General features: G+C 43.9%; 11 protein-coding genes. 1 reads left to right on the plus strand and 10 read right to left on the minus strand.

Going from position 1 to position 18,488, the window contains the following annotated elements; genetic code table 11:
* Positions 1-20 precede the first annotated feature (20 nt).
* A complete protein-coding gene (locus tag HRU80_00335; protein ID QOJ27389.1) occupies positions 21-134 on the plus strand; it encodes a hypothetical protein in 114 nt (37 codons plus the stop codon).
* Here HRU80_00335 and HRU80_00340 read toward each other — a convergent pair.
* From HRU80_00340 to HRU80_00385, 10 genes are all read right to left on the minus strand, one after another.
* The gene (locus HRU80_00340) at positions 121-1,545 is read right to left on the minus strand and encodes a T9SS type A sorting domain-containing protein (protein ID QOJ27390.1); all 1,425 of its coding nucleotides are present in this window, start codon (positions 1,543-1,545) and stop codon (positions 121-123) included. The two genes, HRU80_00335 and HRU80_00340, sit on opposite strands and share 14 nt — an antisense overlap.
* Positions 1,546-1,709: 164 nt before the next feature.
* The gene (locus HRU80_00345) at positions 1,710-1,913 is read right to left on the minus strand and encodes a hypothetical protein (GenBank protein ID QOJ27391.1); all 204 of its coding nucleotides are present in this window, start codon (positions 1,911-1,913) and stop codon (positions 1,710-1,712) included.
* Positions 1,914-1,930: 17 nt separating this feature from the next.
* Positions 1,931-4,258, minus strand: coding sequence for a T9SS type A sorting domain-containing protein (locus HRU80_00350; protein QOJ27392.1), 2,328 nt, complete (start codon positions 4,256-4,258; stop codon positions 1,931-1,933).
* A 188-nt stretch (positions 4,259-4,446) separates the two neighbouring features.
* Positions 4,447-4,650: a hypothetical protein gene (locus HRU80_00355; protein ID QOJ27393.1), complete on the minus strand. Its 204-nt coding sequence runs from the start codon at positions 4,648-4,650 to the stop codon at positions 4,447-4,449.
* A gap of 17 nt (positions 4,651-4,667) precedes the next feature.
* Complete coding sequence (locus HRU80_00360; protein ID QOJ27394.1) at positions 4,668-9,839, minus strand: hypothetical protein; 5,172 nt, start codon at positions 9,837-9,839, stop codon at positions 4,668-4,670.
* A gap of 175 nt (positions 9,840-10,014) precedes the next feature.
* Positions 10,015-10,161, minus strand: a complete 147-nt coding sequence (locus tag HRU80_00365; GenBank protein QOJ27395.1) for a hypothetical protein — start codon at positions 10,159-10,161, stop codon at positions 10,015-10,017.
* Positions 10,162-10,719, minus strand: coding sequence for a sugar transferase (locus HRU80_00370; GenBank protein ID QOJ27396.1), 558 nt, complete (start codon positions 10,717-10,719; stop codon positions 10,162-10,164).
* A gap of 149 nt (positions 10,720-10,868) precedes the next feature.
* On the minus strand, positions 10,869-11,066 hold the full coding sequence (locus tag HRU80_00375) for a hypothetical protein (GenBank protein QOJ27397.1): 198 nt from the start codon (positions 11,064-11,066) through the stop codon (positions 10,869-10,871).
* 17 nt (positions 11,067-11,083) lie between these two features.
* Positions 11,084-16,822: a lamin tail domain-containing protein gene (locus tag HRU80_00380; protein QOJ27398.1), complete on the minus strand. Its 5,739-nt coding sequence runs from the start codon at positions 16,820-16,822 to the stop codon at positions 11,084-11,086.
* Between the two features lie 103 nt (positions 16,823-16,925).
* Positions 16,926-18,458: an ATP-binding protein gene (locus HRU80_00385; GenBank protein QOJ27399.1), complete on the minus strand. Its 1,533-nt coding sequence runs from the start codon at positions 18,456-18,458 to the stop codon at positions 16,926-16,928.
* Between the last annotated feature and the right edge of the window lie 30 nt (positions 18,459-18,488).

Here is an 18,488-nt window from a genome sequence, read left to right on the forward strand (position 1 = left end):
TAGTTAGTAATTAGTAATCAATGTACAGCGTACAATTAACAACGTACATTGATTACAATTTATTTCACAATTCACAAATCATACTTCACAATTCACAATTCATACTTCATAATTCATACTTCATAATTGTATAATGAATTTTCCGGCAATGCCGCCCGGAGCAGTAATAATATATACACCCGGAGCAAATATCTTGTTTACCATAACCGGGACAGATGAAGCAGCCACTTCCGCCATCAATTCTCCTGTTATCGAATAAATCTTTACCCGCATCCCCTCTTTCCCTTTTATATAAATCTTCCCCTTTGAAGGATTAGGATACACGCTTACTGATACATCAGAACTGCTGCTACTGCTTTCATTCTTTACTCCTGAGACAGCAGGAACTGTTATCATCATTCCATTTTCTGATTCAGTAAAAGTTGTATCAGAAGTATAAGCAGTAACACGCCAGAGCCATTCCCCTGACGGAGCATCGTTCAGAGTAAACAGAGTATCCGCTGTGTGATATATAAACCCGGGCTGTGCGGCACCCGGTGCTGAGAGGGCAATTTCATAACGCACTGAATCCCCGGGCAGCAGAGGAAGGGATGCATTCCACACGAATAAAATATCATCAGCCGGCTGTGGTCCTTCAGGCCCAATCTGTCTGAAGCGCCAGGGTTTCTGCGGCGCATGCGTGTCAGCATAAACGATCTGTGTGTCAGTGAGTGCCGGATTCCCGAAAAGCCACTTATGCATGGTGGTATCCCCCTTCAGAAAAAGATTACTGGCAGCAGTCAGATATCTTCTGGTAATGCGCAGCTGCTCACCGCGGCTGAGGTAACCGCGCAGATCTGACCAGTCAAACGTTGATACATCCATAAACTTTGTGTGGTTGCCCCCTTTTAAGATATTCAGCGCCTTAAAGGGAGGAGCATTATTATACATCGGTAGCTGATTGGTGCTGACAGGAGTCACTCCGTCATTCTGTCCGGCGATGATATATACCGGCGCTTTTGCCTGCCCCATGACCTGAATCGCCGAAGGATTGGTTTCAGCCGGAGCAAGAGGTACAGCAAGTCTGATCAGATCGCTTCTGGTGACAGCAAGGAGCGAGGCTCCTCCCCCCATTGAGTGGCCTGAGACTCCGGTAAAAAGAGTATCCGCGAGATGGTAAAAGATTGAGCCGGGAGTCCGGTTCTGCGCGTGAAGCCACTGGATAATTGCAATCATATCATTGGCAAGTTCCCCATGCTGCGTATCACTGAACTGCGGAGCAGCAACAATATATCCGTGCGAGGCAAGATGCTTAAGCATGGTGGTATAATAGCTCACCTGCATGAAAAAACCATGACCGAATACAAACACCGGATAAGGACCGTTTGCGGTATCCGGCTGTGCGGCTGATCCTCCTGAGAGAGCGGGGTAATAAAACGTTGTGTTGAATTGCCTGTTTCCCCGCTGAATCTGATAACTCACCGTCCCCTGCTGATAGGGTCCCGGCTGTTCAGGCTGCGCCAATAAAAGAAACGAAAAAGAAAGAAGAAAAAGTGCTGTTTTCATGATGTTAAGATAATTCTAAACCATATAACATGCATAGTTTGCTGTTAGTGCCCGGTTGGATAATCCGCTTCTTTGAAATGTCTTTGCGGGAGATTCTCCCAATAAAAAAGCCGCGGAAAAGGAGTGTACCCTTTCCGCGGCCTTGAATTCTGTCTGAAATTATGCTACAGTTTTATTGCAGCAGTATAATTCAGAACTTTCATCAGCATGATTGCCACCACAAATCCTGCAGAAATAAAGACGCCTGCCAGCTTCTTCTTTTTGTCTTTCTGCATCATTTTTGTTCCCTCGGTATAGTCCAGCTCGTTCGATATATAATCTCCCTGGCGGATATCCCAGTTTGCAGGTGAAAAAATCCTGTTGTTCATTTTGATTACCCTTTCTTTTATTTAAGTAATAACATTTTGTTAATAGCCGAATACATAATATTGCCTGACATATCAGTCGCGCTCAGGCGGTAGATATATGTGCCTGATGCCAGATTAAGGTCAGTAAGATTAAAAAGTGCCGAATAAGAACCCGGTTCGTGCAGAGCGTTAACCGGCTGCGCGACCCGTGTACCGGTGATATCATAGATTTCCAAAACCACAACCGACTGCACCGGCACAGCATACTGCACCAGAGTTGAGGGGTTGAACGGGTTCGGATAGTTCTGTGAAAGCGAGAACTGAGCCGGAGTGCCGAGATCAACTGCCACTTCATCAGAATAGTCGAATGCACCATCGGTATCAACCTGCTTCAGGCGGTATATATATTTGCCTGCGGAGGCGTTTCTGTCCGTGAATGAATAAGATTTCGGAGAGTTGGAGTTTCCGTTACCTTCAACAAAGCCGATCTTCTGCCAGGTGCGTCCCTGTGTAGACGATGCATGCATCGTTTCTGCGGCATTTGACCGTTCAACCTCAAATCCGTAATTGTTTACTTCGGTAGCAGTCTCCCACTGCAGATGCACCGCACTGCTCTTTACCTTCGCGGTAAAAGAAACCAGTTCGACGGGCAGGGGAGTGGTAGAGTTAAAACTGACATCATCAATAAGTGATGTCCAGTCGGGTGAATTATTTAATGCATAAAACATTATTGCATCGAGCGTAATCGTTGGACCGTTAACAACTCCGTTCCCTGCTGCAAAGCTTACCCAGCCTGCTTCCTGCAGACTCCATTCATAAAGATTCCACTGCCCATTATTAATGACAGTTTTCTTCGAAGAAAGCTCCGTTCCCCCAGCGCCGTCATCAATGGTGACCGCAATCTGTGCCCCAGCCGGAGCGGAAGATGTTTTGAGGTAGAAACCAATATATCCGGTTGATGACAGAGTGGTATTATTCGCCGGGGTTCCGCCTCCAGAAAGAAGCCGCACAGTCCAATTGCTTGATGATGAAGCATTGTCCATCAAAACCACTTCAAGAGATGCCCATCCATTATATGCCTGTCCCAAACTCCTGGCTGAAGTTGATGAGGTTGAAATGCCTACTGTAGAACCGCTGAATGTAGGAATATTGTTAAACGTACCTGAAGAAGATTCAAAATTTGCCAGAATAGTATTTGCGTTATTAGATTCTGAGGCAAAAGCTTTTTTTAATGCTCCCCATAAATCAGTATTGGCGCCGTCATAGCTAAGCGCCCACATGCCGGTTCCCGCGCATCCTCTGGATTTTATAGAATCATATTTCATCGAAAGACTGAGCGAATCATCATACCAGGTCTGATACCATTGCGAGCCGCTCTGATACCTATACCAGGGCGATTTATAGGTGTCATCAAAAAATTTATCTCCGGAAGGAATAGTGCTTATTGCAGTTTTAACCTGGCTGAAGGTCTTGGTTACCCCCTCCGCTGTTGCGGAAGCCATTCTTGTGCTTGCTGAAACAGGCCATTCGTATCCGTAATAATTAAAACCGGTAATCAGTTTATTGAGAGGAACCCCCACACTATTATAAGTTGTAATGCTTCGCATCACATGACGGATTGAAGTACCGGTTGTAAGAGGCGAAATAGGTCCTGCAGTTGAACTTCCCTTATAATAATAATCATATGCCATCAGGAAATAGAAGTCAATATTGCTGTTAACGGTGGTAAAAAATGTATTATCAAAAATGTTGCTCCAGTCAACAGCCGGAAGCTCAATTACCAGTTCAAGATTGTTCGCCTTAAGTGCAGAGCCCAATTCTGCTATGAACAATCTGAAATTATCTTTCTGGCCGGAGGATATAGTCTCAAAATCAATATTTGCGCCGTCTGCCCCGCGCAGATTTACTTGTGTGATAATATTGTTAACAAGGTTTGTGCGATACGCGGCATTCGCAAGCACTCTGTCATGGTTAGAAAACATAGTGATAGTAAGATGAATTTTAACGCCGTTTTTCTTGCAATAATCCACTACCTGAGTAGTAGCCCAGTTGCGTGTTGTGCTGAATCCTCCAGTAGTGGAAGTTGAGTTATCAACTTCCGCGCTAAAATAAGCGACATGAGTGAGCAGACTATAATAATAGCCTGAAGCAGTTGCATCACTTACCCAGTAAGGATGAAAGCCATATATTTGGTGCGAAACCGATTCAATACCTTCGAGCTCAGGATTAGCTGATGCCTTGAAGAACTCCCGGCCAACCAATCCAGGATTCCTGGAGTAATACTCAGATTCGGATTGATGTACTGATTTCTCCTGCTGTGCAAAGAGACAAATCGAAAGAATAAGAAGCAAAAGTACTGTTTTCATGAAGTTTAACTTTTAAAGGGATAGAATGAAAATTATATGCAATGCAGAGGCAAATCGTCCTTTTTTTCAAAATGTCTTTCCACGTTTTTTGGAACCCATGGTTTCCTTCAAAACCTATTCACTTTTTAAAGGCCGCGCGATGGGAGAGTTTCCGATCGCGCGGCTTTGAATTATATCTTACACTATTTTTACAGCTTTATAGCAGCAGTAAAATTTAGAACTTTCATCAGCATGACGGCCACCACAAATCCTGCGGAAATAAAGACGCCTGCCATCTTCTTCTTTTTGTCCTTCTGCATCATTTTAGCGCCCTCGGTATAGTCCAGCTCGTTTGATATATAATCGCCCTGGCTGATATCCCAGTTGTCCGGTGAAAAAATTCTGTTGTTCATTTTGTTTACCCTTTCTTTTATTTAAGTAATAACATTTTGTTGATAGCCGAATACATTAAATTTCCAGATATATCCTTTGCACTCAGGCGATAGATATACGTGCCTGAAGCCAGATTCAGTTCCGTCAGATTAAACATTACCGAATAAGCGCCCGGTTCATGCAGAGCGTTAACCGGCTGCGCGACTCTTGTGCCTGTGATATCATAGATTTCCAGAACCACAACCGACTGCACCGGCACAGCATACTGCACCAGAGTTGACGGATTAAACGGATTCGGATAGTTCTGTGAAAGAGAGAACTGAGACGGTGTGCCGAGATCCACAAACACTTCATCTGAATAATCAAAAGCACCGTCAGCGTCAACCTGTTTCAGGCGGTATATATATTTGCCGGCCGTTGCATTTCTATCCATGAAGGAATAGGATTTCGGAGAGTTTGAGTTGCCGTTACCTTCAACAAAACCTATCTTCTGCCAGTTTCCCTCAGCAGACGTCAGATTGTTGTGCTTCCGTTCTACCTCAAAGCCGTAGTTGTTAACCTCGGTTGCGGTTTTCCACTGAAGCTGAACCGCGCCGTTTTTTGGTTTGGCTGTAAATGAAACCAGCTCAACGGGGAGGGGATTATCCATCCCGCCGCCCAAAGTAAAATCAGAGAAACTAGTCAGGTTATTTGCCTGGATATAGTCGTCACCCCGCGTGATATCTGTATATTCGACCCATGAAGCTCCATCATGATCTCGTTTGAGCAGTTTAAGCGTACTTGGTGTAGTTATTCCATTTCCAGATATTTTATCAAAATAAAATCTTGCTGATCCGCTAAAGGATCCAGCATTCGTTGATACTGACCAGAAGTAATTTGCAATATTTACCACACCCGCAGGTGCAGATCCGGATCTTCCGATGGCAAAGAAGTACCCACGCACATCGCCCGTCAGGGTTGACGTTGGGTTAAATGTCATACCTCCGGATGATTCTAATGCAATCACCGTGTTTTCAGTTGATGCCTGCGGATTAGCAGCGATACCAGACGATGACTGATTTACAGGCGTGACTTCATCAGCACCCAGACTCGGATTTGTTCCGCTTCTTACCTGTCCATCAAAGTCAACTGTATAACTTTCAATAGGAGTCCCTGCCGATGCAACTGGTGAAACTGGCAGAACATGCAGATTGGATGGGTTATGAAACAAAGGATCAGCAGAGATGCTGTTTGCATCCTGTGAACTTACTGTTCTCCAGTCAGACAAACTCTGGTAATCGGATGCATCAAAATAACCCATGTATCCAGACGGATTTGCTGAGTTGAAGAATAAATCGTTATAGTCTGATGTAAACGTACCACTGCTACCAACTCTACGGATGTTCCAAACCTTCATAGATGTTTCATTTGAAACAATTATGTTGTTTTTGAGATTTACTGTTCCCGTAGGACTGGCTTCTGTAGTGGCTGCTGTTGCAAAAACTATTCCCGCTATAAACGAAGTTCCGAAACTGCTAAAATTAGTCATTTCGGGAATGTAAATCGTATTATAATAAACATTAGAGGTTGATGAATTAGCAACTCGTATTCCATAAAACTTTGTATTTGTTGTGGAAGATGCAGACTCAAAACCTGAAATAAAGTTATTATAAATATTAACAATTTTCGGTGAGACATTTTGATTGTCTATACCTATAATGCCACTACTTGCCCCAGAAGTTATATTTAGCGAACGCAGTCTTTTAATATTATTATTGTAAATATTAAATGTTCCAGCCGCAGCAAAATTTGTTGTGAGTATTATACCCGCCGCAGATTGATCTGCCTGACTATTCATTTCTATCGTATTACCATAAATATCACTATTAATGGTGTAGGAAACATAAATGGCTCTTACTCTGGCAAAAATCACATTTTCCCGGACAACCAAGTTTGAAAGACCCGTGGTTGCTGATCCAGAATTATTGATAAATACACCATTAGCTCCATTACCAGAAGTTGCATTGAGTGTATTATTCTGAATTGTCAGATTATCTGGCTGATAATTCGTCGAACTGGAGAATCTGAGCGTGGCTTGTACCGGTGCATTAGAACTTCCGCTTGTACTAGCTGTATTTATAATACAGTTTTTAATATGATTATTATCATTATCGCCGAAGATTCTGATTACCGACTTTTGCAAGGAAGTAGCCGCACCATTTATCGTCAGGTTTTTTGTTGTTCCATTATTTTCATTGGATCCGTCAATTACTATCCTGTCTGTTTTTATCATGTTATCATTCGTACCAGTCGGCGAACCGATAACCAGATGTCCATCAATACCCGTAGTAGCGGTTAGTGCGTGTAATGTTGTTTGGGTAAAATTAATCACCGGGTTTAATCCGGTATATGGTTTAAATGTAACCGTAAAAGAATTTGTATTTGCTCCGATAAATACATCGTTTGCTTCGGTCAGGTCACTTGTTATAAGATAGGTAACATTTCCATCCACAATATTTGCATTAAGATTATCACACGCGGCTTTAAGCGTTGTAAAATCGGGATTACCGCCGCCTGGTTTTGTTCCAGCAGTACCTATATAGTAAGTTCCGGTTAGCCCGCTTACATTAAGGGTACCGGAAATGTTCGTTGAGCCGTTCCAAGTTCCTCCGCCGTCTGTGCTGTAGCCACCGTAGTAATAGTCACCTCCGTTGCGCTGAAAGCGGCTTGCGTAGTAATATGTGCCCTTGCCAATACTGAGAACAGCTTTGTATTCATCATTATTATTGCCTATTCCTGCGCTGCCAAAATAGCTCGCGGAAATCCAGGTCCATCCTTCTGAATTCGGATTACTGTTTTCCGTGCTATAGCCAATCCAGCAGGTGATACCGGCCGCCTGTCCTGCGGGAGGTGTAACACCGGCAATATATATTTGAGCGTATACATCGTAAGTGCTTGCCGCGGTAATTGACCCCGTGCCAGGATACTGAAGATTTACAAAATCAACATTTGTCGGAGGAGTTGACACGGTTAATGTTCCCGAAACATTAGCCGTACCATCCCAGAAACCGCCGCCGCTACCACTATAACCGCCATAGTAATAGTCACCGCTGTTTCGCTGCCATCTTGTGGCGTAGTAGTATGTGCCTGCCGTAAGACTGCTCAAAGTCCCTTTATAATTGTCATTATTGCCAACATCCCCAGTGTAAGTTGCTGCCACCCAGTCAGTCCAGGTGTTTGGATTAGTATTTTCAGTACTGTAACCAATCCAACAAGATATACCGGATGCCTGACCGGAGCCGTTGGTAATTCCTTCAACATAGATTTGTCCAAAAATGTCAATGGATTCAAGTGTATTAATACTCCCGCTTGCAGGGCTTGCCAAATTTGCCCAGTTAACGGATGTTGGTGGTATAGTTACAGTCAAAGTACCTGAAACATTGGTCGTTCCATCCCATGTTCCGCCCCCATCTGTACTGTAACCACCATAGTAATAGTCGCCGTTATTTCGCTGGAACCGGCTTGCATAGTAGTAATTACCTGCAGCAAGTCCGGAAAGAGTGCCTTTGTATTCATCATTATTCCCTTGCTGGCTGCTAAAAGAAGCAGCAACCCAGTTTGTCCAGGTACTTGGGTCTGAATCCTCTGAACTGTATCCTATCCAGCAGGATACTCCTGATGCAGCACCGGCAGGATTAGTCACACCAGCAATATAATCCTGCGCGTAAATATCAATAGATTGCAATGTTGTTATTGATCCACTGCCGGGATACTGAAGATTGATAAAATCAAATGTAGTAGGGGGTTCAGTAACAGTTAAAACACCCGAACTGTTATCCCAGGCTCCTCCGGTGCCGCCGTAATAGTACTGGCCAAGCTGATTCTGATACCTGTATGCATAATAATAAGTTCCCGCTGAAAGCCCTGACAATGATGCCTGATATTCATCGTTATTACCGGACTGAGTATTAAATGTTGCCGGTATCCAGTTAGTCCATGTATTAGGGTTTGTGTTGGATGTACTGTAGCCAAGCCAGGCACCAATGCCAGCACCCTGGCCAGCCGGCTCTGTAACACCTGAAACATACACTTGTCCGTAAATGGTAACTGATTCCGCTGTGGTAATTGAAGCTGTTGCAGGAGATTGTATGTTGCCCCAGCCAATAGTGCCGGTTGTAGTTTTATATGCTCCGATACCTTGATCTGTTGCCAGCACATATATAGTAAATGTGCCATCCGTGTTAAGACTATAGGTAATATCTCCATTAATTGAATTGGTCGCTGCCGCCGAACCCTGAAGCGGTGTCGCCCCAAATGTGGTTGGAGACCCGGGATTAGTAACATCATAAATAATTCCCCTTCCTATTTGAATTTCGCTTGTTGAAGGATCTGTTCGATATCCATATACTACGATATAATCTTTACCAACATTTGAAAGATATTTAATCCCGGCTTTTGATGAAGACACGGTCACTGAGTTCATCAAGCTATTGGCAACATAGGCTCCTGCGGAGGTATGTTTCCTGGGGAGTGCGCCATTTCCTGTTATATAAAATGATTTATCTCCGCCAGTACCAAAAGGTGCAACAGCCGAATTTCCTACTGTTGAAGTATATGTACCAGATAGAGTTATAGAACTCTTTGTCCAGGTAGTTCCTTGGTTTGTTGTTTTAAATATATATATCTTTCCATTTGATGCCATACTTGCGACCGGTGCCCAGACTTCAACCGTTCCTGCTGTCCATGATCCAACAACGGTAATTTTGTCCCCGACTCTCTCTGTTGTTACATCTAAAGTCATTGTATAACGAGTAAAGGCTCCTCCTTCAGAAGTGGCAACATGTAGATACAGTTCTGTTCCCACAGTATTACTACTAACACTTGAAGAAATTAATACATTGTCTGTCGTCATTTCCAGATCGTTGACAGTGATAAGTTGGTTTACTTGACCGGAAACATTAAATGTAAAACCTGGTTGAGGGCTAATATCAGCACCGGTTTCAGCATTCACTGTCCTAACTATATTGCCTCCATTTCTACTAAGTACATAAATCCTCCCCCCATTACCCATGTTTCCATAGGCAATACCTCTCTCCGTTCCTGAGCCAAACCAACTTGGCTTAACATCAGCAGCACCTGTGCGGCTGTTTCTTTCCCAAAGAGTTGTAAACTGTCCGAATGATGTTGTGAATATTCCTGAGATAAAAAGTATTAGAAGCAGCTTTTTCATATTGCCTCCGTATAAAATATTGATAATATATTACTTGAATTAAAGAACTGCCGAAAAAACGAACTAAGGTAACCATGTTTCATATGAACACCTTTCTGTTAACGTATAATTAATGTGATGGAGATTATTGGACAAATATCATTTTTATAACAAATCTCTATCCCGCATTTAGCTTTCATTCCCCTTCCTCCTTCGATATTGCATCGGAGTGCCTCGCAAAAACCACGACCGGTACGGTTACTGCAGCAAGAAATAAATCCACTATAGGGGATTTTTCATTTTCATATTTCATTTCAAGCTCTATTAGATTTTTGACTCCCATCTACCGGTCACCAAATATCTGCCAATAACCGGATATCCCCGGCTTTGAAGTGAGCAATCCCCGCATCCGGTATTCTGCCGGATGCTCCATAAGCATCAGCTTCAGATCTTCAACTGAAAGAGGTCTTGGCCCGATAAATGACATTTCACCTTTAAGGATATTTACCAACTGTGGCAGCTCGTCAAGCCCGGTTCTCCTCAAAAATCTTCCCGCAACAGTAACCTGTCGCGCAAGACCGCTTTTGATAAATATACCGTTATTATCAGCTGCTTCCGTTGTTTCTTTCATGGTCCTTATTTTATAAATGCGGAAGCGGTATTTATCCAGAGTCAGACCCCGTTCTTGTATATACCATGGCAGCGATCTCGTTTCAATAGCCGCGATGATCAGCATAGCCGCAATCAAGGGGGATGCTGAAATAAGAATCAAAAGCGCCAGAGTTCTCTCTGCATAGCTGTTAAATAAACTGATTAACTCCCTGCCCCGGCTTCTGAGAGTCCGGATTACAAGTTTGGTTTCAAGTATTGCGGGGGTATTCTCATTGAGCAATTCAGTCAATTATTTCCTGATATTATATTTTTTGATTTTTTTATCATTCTTTGGTGCAGATGTATTTGTTTTCCGCATTACTTCTCCTTATGAGGAACTGAGGCCGGCAGGAGATACTCCTTTTGAAAGAAGTAACCTCCTGCCTGAAATGAATTATATCAAACCCCGGCAGCATAGTACAGAACCTTCAGCGATATGATCAGTGCTGCTATACCGGCAGAAATATAAACAAACTGCATTTTCCTCTCATTGTATTTCTGCAACATTTTCGTAGCCTCTGTATCGTCCAGCCCGTCAAACATAATATCTCCCTGGAGGATATTGCAGTTTGTCTTCGAAAAAATACAGTTAATCATCTTGTTGTTCCTGACAATTATTTCAGCAGCAACATCTTGTTGCTTGCGGAATAAAGCATATTACCTGTCATATCTGAAGCTTTCAGGCGAAGAATATATGTGCCTGATGCCAGATTAAGGTCAGTAAGATTAAAAAGTGCCGAATAAGAACCCGGTTCGTGCAGAGCGTTAACCGGCTGCGCGACCCGTGTACCGGTGATATCATAGATTTCCAGAACCACAACCGACTGCACCGGCACAGCATACTGCACCAGAGTTGACGGATTGAACGGGTTCGGATAGTTCTGTGAAAGAGAGAACTGAGCCGGAGTGCCGAGATCAACTGCCACTTCATCAGAATAGTCGAATGCACCGTCGGTATCAACCTGCTTCAGGCGGTATATATATTTGCCTGCGGAGGCGTTTCTGTCCGTGAATGAATAAGATTTCGGAGAGTTTGAGTTGCCGTTACCTTCAACAAAACCGATCTTCTGCCAGGTGCGTCCCTGTGTTGACGATGCATGTATCGTTTCAACAGCATTTGACCGTTCAACCTCAAATCCGTAATTGTTTACTTCGGTAGCAGTCTCCCACTGCAGATGCACCTCACTGCTCTTCACCTTCGCGGTAAAGGAAACCAGTTCGACGGGGAGGGGCTGATCCGGGCTGCTGAAAATGAATTCACTGAACCCGTTTGTGATAAGATCTGATTCAAGATAATCCAATGCCGGATCCTCATTGCGGTAATACGTCATAGTAATTGCCGCGGAGAAATCTCCTGAGCCGGGAGTGCTTCTCTTATGCAGACGAACAGATGTAGTATTAAGGTTTTCCGGTCTGGTCGTAATACCCGGAAGATCTGATGCCTTAAATCTGAGTTTATAACCAGCCTGCTCATCAAATACGAGAACATTATCAGGTTCAATGATCAGTCTGTACTGGCTGATATTACCGGTTATACCGGATGTTCCCCCTGTTGGTGGTTCGTTAAATCTTGCAACATTGATGTTGCCGCCGGTTGCGACACTCGTGAAGAGAACTTCTTCAACACCGGTTGCTCCGGTTACCGGAGCCGATACATTATTTCCTGTGGTAACAGAAGCACTCTGAGAATTATCAGCCGTTCTGACAGTGATTACTCCTGAGTTACCGCTTGTGCTGTTTGCACTGAATCCGCGGACGCGGTAGTAGTATGTGGTCCCGGGGTTAAGACCCGTAACGCTTTGTGATGTTCCCGCAACAGTAAGATTTTTATAACCTGTAACATAGAACTCTGTACCATAGGAATGATTGCCAAGACCTGATACAACATCAATGTTATACACTTCCCACTCAGTCTCCAAAGTAGTAAATGCACCTGAACCTGTCCCGGTTGGACTAGTTGTTATTCCTGCAGTAACAGTTGATTTTCTTCTTAGAGTTTTATCGAGTGTTGAATGTGAACCACTGCTCCAGGCAGTACCAGGATCATTTCCAATTCGCCCGAATATGTCAACATATGAGCTTGTTGAGATTTTATAAATTGCAACAGCATCGTCACCGTTAAAATTAACAGCGCTATTGTTTGTTGCTGATACACCGGATGGCAGAGTTAATGCAGCTAATGAGTTCTTTAGCACAATTACAGCTCCGCTTTCCAATGTTCCTGTTAATGCCTCGGATGCTGGTGAAGTTGATCCATTTGCAAACGACCGCAATTCATAATTTGCCAGGTTAACAGAAGCCCCCGTACCATTGAAGATTTCAATATATTTATTATTGCTCGAACCCTCAACATACTCAGAGATAAGCAGGTCAGTTGCATTAATCACTCCAGTAAAATTCTCATCCGTTGCAACATCAAGGCGATAGCTTGATGCACCTAGTACACTGCCCCAGTTTGCGGTGAAGCCGGTTGAAGTAATATTGCTTGCTGCATTAGCTGTGGGAGGAGTACCAAGACCGTCTGTCGTAAATGAACGTTCCGTGCCATAAGCTGTTCCTACATTGTTTGTTGCATATGCTCTCACATAGTAGGTAGTATTAGGTGAAAGGCCGGTCATATTTCCGGTGATCGCACCAAGACCTGCTCCTTCAGTGGTCTTTGTTTCAAGTGCCACTGTAGGTGAAGCTGAAGTGCTCCAGACTATTCCTTTCACAGTAACGCTTTCTCCGCCCGTCGCAGTTGCTTCACCACCCCAGACTGCGGTTGTTGAGGTTTTGCTTGTTATCGCTTCGTTGGTTGTAACTGTCGGGACAACTTCAACCGTTGCGGTAATTGTCAGATTATCACTGGTAAGATCACCTGGACTGCCAGAAAACTCCCCATCAAGTATGGTTATGCTGAAAGTTGTTATATTGGCATCAAAGTCAGTACCATCATAAGATAGAGTACATCTTGCAGAACTGGTACTCACATATTCCAATGAGCCTATTGTTATACTTTCAGGTACATTATTCAGTGTAAAGTTTTCTGCGTCAAACTGATCATCAGTAAACTCAACATTGGTCAGAGTTATTGTTACAACTGCTCCGTTAAGATTTTCCTCAGTAAGGGCTGGATCGGCAGTAATTGTTATCACCGGCTCTGGATTTGCTATGATGGTCTGGGTTCCTCCCTGAGTTGTTGTCCCGGATTTATTGCCTGAAGATACGGTAAAGTTACCTGCTGACATTGCTCCTGCATAAATAGTTTTGTCATCCCCTGCTTCATTTGCTATGCTTGCTGTAACAAAGAAATAACCCGTTGCATCAGCAGATATATTCTGGCTCAGTGATGAAAAAGAAACCGTTTCACCTGTGCCTTCACTTACAGAACTCTGTGAGGTACCGAGTTGAGTTGCTCCGCTGAAAGAGTTTGTAGAATTATACCACAGCTTAAGACCTGATGCTTTAATATCTACAGCAAGATACGTTCCTGCCAGGGGCACAGAAATTAAAGTAACTGTTGCCTGTGCTGTTGTTACTGCAAGCTGGAATTTTGAAATAACGTTATCATCCGAGCCCTTAAATATATTTCCTGTCACCACCTGCGATGGAGAAGAAAGAGCAATTGCCGGAGCTAAAGTTGTTTGATTTCCGGTAGCCGGCGATGTAGTCAGGTAGTTTGTTACAGCTGAAAGTCCGTCATATTCATAAACTGCAGCATAATATGTTACACCTGATGTCAGCCCGGTTACTGCAACGCTTGTGCCGCTGCCGTTATATACAACATAGTTTCCGGTACCAATCTGTGTTCCGCTGCCAAATGCTGCATTTGCTGAATATGTTGTTCCGTCGATAGGGTCTGAGTCAACCGCGGATCCCGATTTAAGAATAACTACACGGTTACTGCCTGAACCGTTCGTCCAGTTAATAGTAAACCCTGTTGTTGTTACACCGGTAAAATTAACGGAAGTTGCCTGAGTTGCCGGCTGTACTACAATCTGAAAATCATCGACGGCAAGGCCGTCATCTGATCCTGATGCATTGAAATCTGTCCAGCGAATCCACAAAACAGAACCGTTTGCAAGATTTAAGCCGGTAATTTCTGCACCAATGGCAACTCGGTTTGCTGTAATGTTGCCATCTAATGCACCCAATGCACCGCTTGTAACAGGTGCTACAAAATCCAGAGCGTTAAATTCTGTCCAAGTTCCTGTTGTTAGTGATGTTGCGTTTGTACTGTATGCAAAATCCAATTGATCAACTCGGCTTGTTGCGCCTAAACGCCACTGCTCACCAATATATGAAATTGGAAGATTTGTTATTGTGCCACCGGTATTATTTACATAAGCCAGACCAACAGTTGGTATTACGCTTGATGATAGAAGCCCTCCAAATGCACGATCTGAATTATCTGCCGCCCCAAAACTGTAAGTATCTCCACCAGTACCCGTTCCTGTTCCGGCTGTATAAGTTGTATTAGCACTTGAACCCGACTCAGATAAGTACCACCCTGTTGGCAAGGTTGAAGATGTACCAGAAGAAGCGAGTGTATTAAAATTCTGTGTATAAGTTGCAGAACCATCAAAATAAACGGCATTCAAAGTCGTCATCTGTGACCCTGTTGCCTCATCCGAAGTTCTATAATTCTCTGAACCTGACCCGCCATTATATTCATACACAGCCACATGGTATGTTATGCCGGAAGTTAATCCCGTTACTGCCACACTGCTGCCATTGTCATTGTATACAACATAGTTGCCTGTACCAATCTGTGTACCGCTGCCAAAAGCTGGATTTGCAGTATAGGTAACACCATCGGTAGGGTCAGTATCAACAGCACTGCCGGATTTTACCACAACAAGCCGCTTCGTACCATTTCCGGATGTCCAATTAATGGTAAATCCGGTTGCGCTTATAGTAGAAAATGTAACATTGCTTGCCTGTGCTGATGGTTCAGCATAAGATACAGATCCGCTTGCTGTAAGATTTATCGTTGTTGCTCCGCCGCCTGAATTAGCAATAATCTCAGAATTGTATTCTCCCGCAGGAAGAGCAGATTTGAGGCGTACATAAATAGTGGTTGAAGTCAGAGTTCCGCCGGAATAAGATACGGTTCTTGAAGAACCAAAACTGCTGTTATCTGTTGACACCTCATAGTTGGCTGACCCTGTAACAGTCAAATCATCTGAGTCAGGAGTAAGGTTTGTCCCTGAGAGTGAATATGTTTGAGAAGAAGATGGTCCGCTTCCTTCAATATAATTGAAGCCAGTTAGAGTCGATGGAGTAATTTGAATAAGGGGAGATCCACCTCCGGTTGTTGCCTGATTGCCAGTAGCAGGGTTTACACTAAGATAGTTTACTCCTGTGCCGCTGCCATTATACTCATATATTGCGACATGATAGGTTGTTCCCGAATTCAGATTTGTAACATCAACCGAATTGCCGCTACCATTGTAAATGAAGTAATTACCGTTTCCGTCGTCACTTGTTTCTAATATATCCCCAGAAACAAATGCCGGAGGTGCTGTGCCATCACTCGGCACAAAAGTTACCGCACTACTTTCCCTTAAAAGGACAACTCTGTTCGCACCGTTTCCACTCGTCCAGCTTATAGTGAAACTATTATCTCCAATTGAAGAAAAACCAATCCCACTAGATTGTGTAGTTGGTTCAATAATTTTCGCAGTAACTGAAAAGTCGTCTATTCCCAATCCTTGGGCATTTGTACTACCTCCTGAGCCAGTATAAGTCCATCGTAAATAGTATGTTGAACCATCTGCTATTGATAAATTGCTAATAGTAAACGATTTTGAGATTGAAGAGGGTGGATTTGGAATAGTTGTATTATTTGCATCAGCTGCATATGACTGATTACCATTGGTATTTGCGGTACCAGCAGTAGATGTTGATCCATGAAAGAATGTCCAATCGAATGCTCTTGTGCCAGAGCGGAATTTTTCATAATTCCATGACACATCTAAACTTCCGATTGTATTTCCAGTATTATTAGTAAAAGCAAATATTATACTTCTCGGTGAAGTATATGATCCGGTTGCTAGAAAACCCAGAGCTCTATCCGTAGAGCTTGCAGTCACACCATTCGCCCAGTTGATTGCTCCTCCGCCTGAAGTACCCGTCACAATTCCCGTTCCACTTGTTCCGTATGCCAAAGTTGTTGCTGTGCTACCTGAAGACCAGTCCGTCCCAATCTTAAAGCCACTTGGTAACGTTGCTGTTCCTGAAGAACCTAAACCAGAAAAGTTTTGTGTACTAGCCACATCAAATTGTGTTATACTCACCTGCCCATACCCCACCCCGCTTATCCCATAAAACAGTAAGAACACCCAAAGAAAAAAGTAACTTTTTCTCATAACGAAACCGGACCTTTCATTTGTTTTGTATTTAAATTTTTGTTCACGAACTTCAACAGCGTATCCCGGGGCTAAAGATCAGTTGTATAAAGTTTAATAATCATCAGACTTTTATTGCTTTCTTTCTGCGGAGAGTTTTTACCGCGCCGGATTTTTTATTCTGCTCCGGCTTAGGCGCTTCATCCGAGGCAAGCCGCTCCAGCAGCCCGCGCAGTTCAGCAGTAGTATATACCATGGTACCTGAAGGGAGCTGTTCTATCAGCTCACGCGCGGGTTTTTTCTCCGTATGAATCAGCAGTTCATGTTTCATCTGCGGGGACTGCTTAACCGCTTCTTCAAAATCGTGACGAAGTTGTTTGATTGCCTCAGCATCAGGCATCTCCCCGTAATAACAGCGGCAGAGCTTCATTGTGGCGGAGTTTCTCTCCAGGATACCCAGATCAAACTGCACCTTTCGCGTCCAGTATTCCCCCGCCAGAGCCACGGCCGAACCGGTCAGAGCAGTAACAACTTTATGCTCCCGGTAATCCCTCAGAGCGCGTTTAATAATCAGGAAAAACTGTTCGCGTATATATTGGTCAAGCCCGGCCATAACGCGCGCGAGCATCTTTTCATACTGCCCCATCTGATAACTGATGATATCCGGCTGTATGAAGCGGAAGACAAACTGGTCAAAATAACTGCGGAAGAAATATCTGCCGGTTTTTGAGCGGAGAGGATCTGCGGTTCCCAGCGGCACTTTTCTCTTTATATATCCGCGCTTGTGTTCAAGTTCATTCAGATATTTGGTGGTGCTGGTATCGGGAATTCCCGCGTGCTCCCCGATTTCGGTCACGGCATTTTTCCCTGCTGCAATCGCCTGAAGAACGGACAGATATATTTTGTTCCGGCTGGTGAACTCCTCCCCAGTGCCGGAAAGTATCTGATGGCCAAGCGGGGCATAGTCACTGAAGATGAGAGCACGGAGAATTTCCTCTGTTGATTTACCCCACAGGCCGAAGCGGTTAATCATGGCGTAATACTTTGGCATTCCCCCGAATATCAGATAGATTTTTACCAGCTCATTAAACGCGACATGTTTGCCTGAATCAGAAACAATCTTCAGAATTTCGGTAAAGCTGACTGGACGGAGCCGGACGGAGTAGTCAACCAGTCCTTTCAGGAGACCTTCTTCTCCGAAGTATTTGCGAAGGAATGACTGATTGCCGGTAATCAGAATAAGTTGAAGCCTGGATTCCCGTGCGTACTGCTTCCAGAGCGACGCAAACTCGGCGAGAAACTCCGGATCGGTTTTTTCAAAATTATGAAAGTCATCAATAACCAGATTCACCTTCTCATCCCGGCTGATGTGAAAGAGAAAAAGAAAGAACTCCCTCCAGCTTCTGAAGGCCGGAATAAAGTCTCTGGTAAAGGGGAAGCTCTTCAGGTATTCTGAGATATCCGCAAGCTGTGTGGGGGCCGATTTAATGGCCATGGAGATATATGCACCACGGTTCTTTTTCAGGTGCTGCCCCGCAAGATAGGTCTTGCCGGTATCACGCTTTCCCGTCAGCAATACCAGCCGTCCTCCGCTAAGGGATTCACGGCTTACCCCATCAAGGAAGGATAGCTCACGGTTTCTGAATTGAAGCTGCATATTATACTTTAAGTTATAATAAAATATAGT

This window comes from Ignavibacteriales bacterium (assembly GCA_015709675.1).
In the GTDB taxonomy this organism is placed as follows: Bacteria; Bacteroidota; Ignavibacteria; order Ignavibacteriales; family Ignavibacteriaceae; genus H2-BAC3.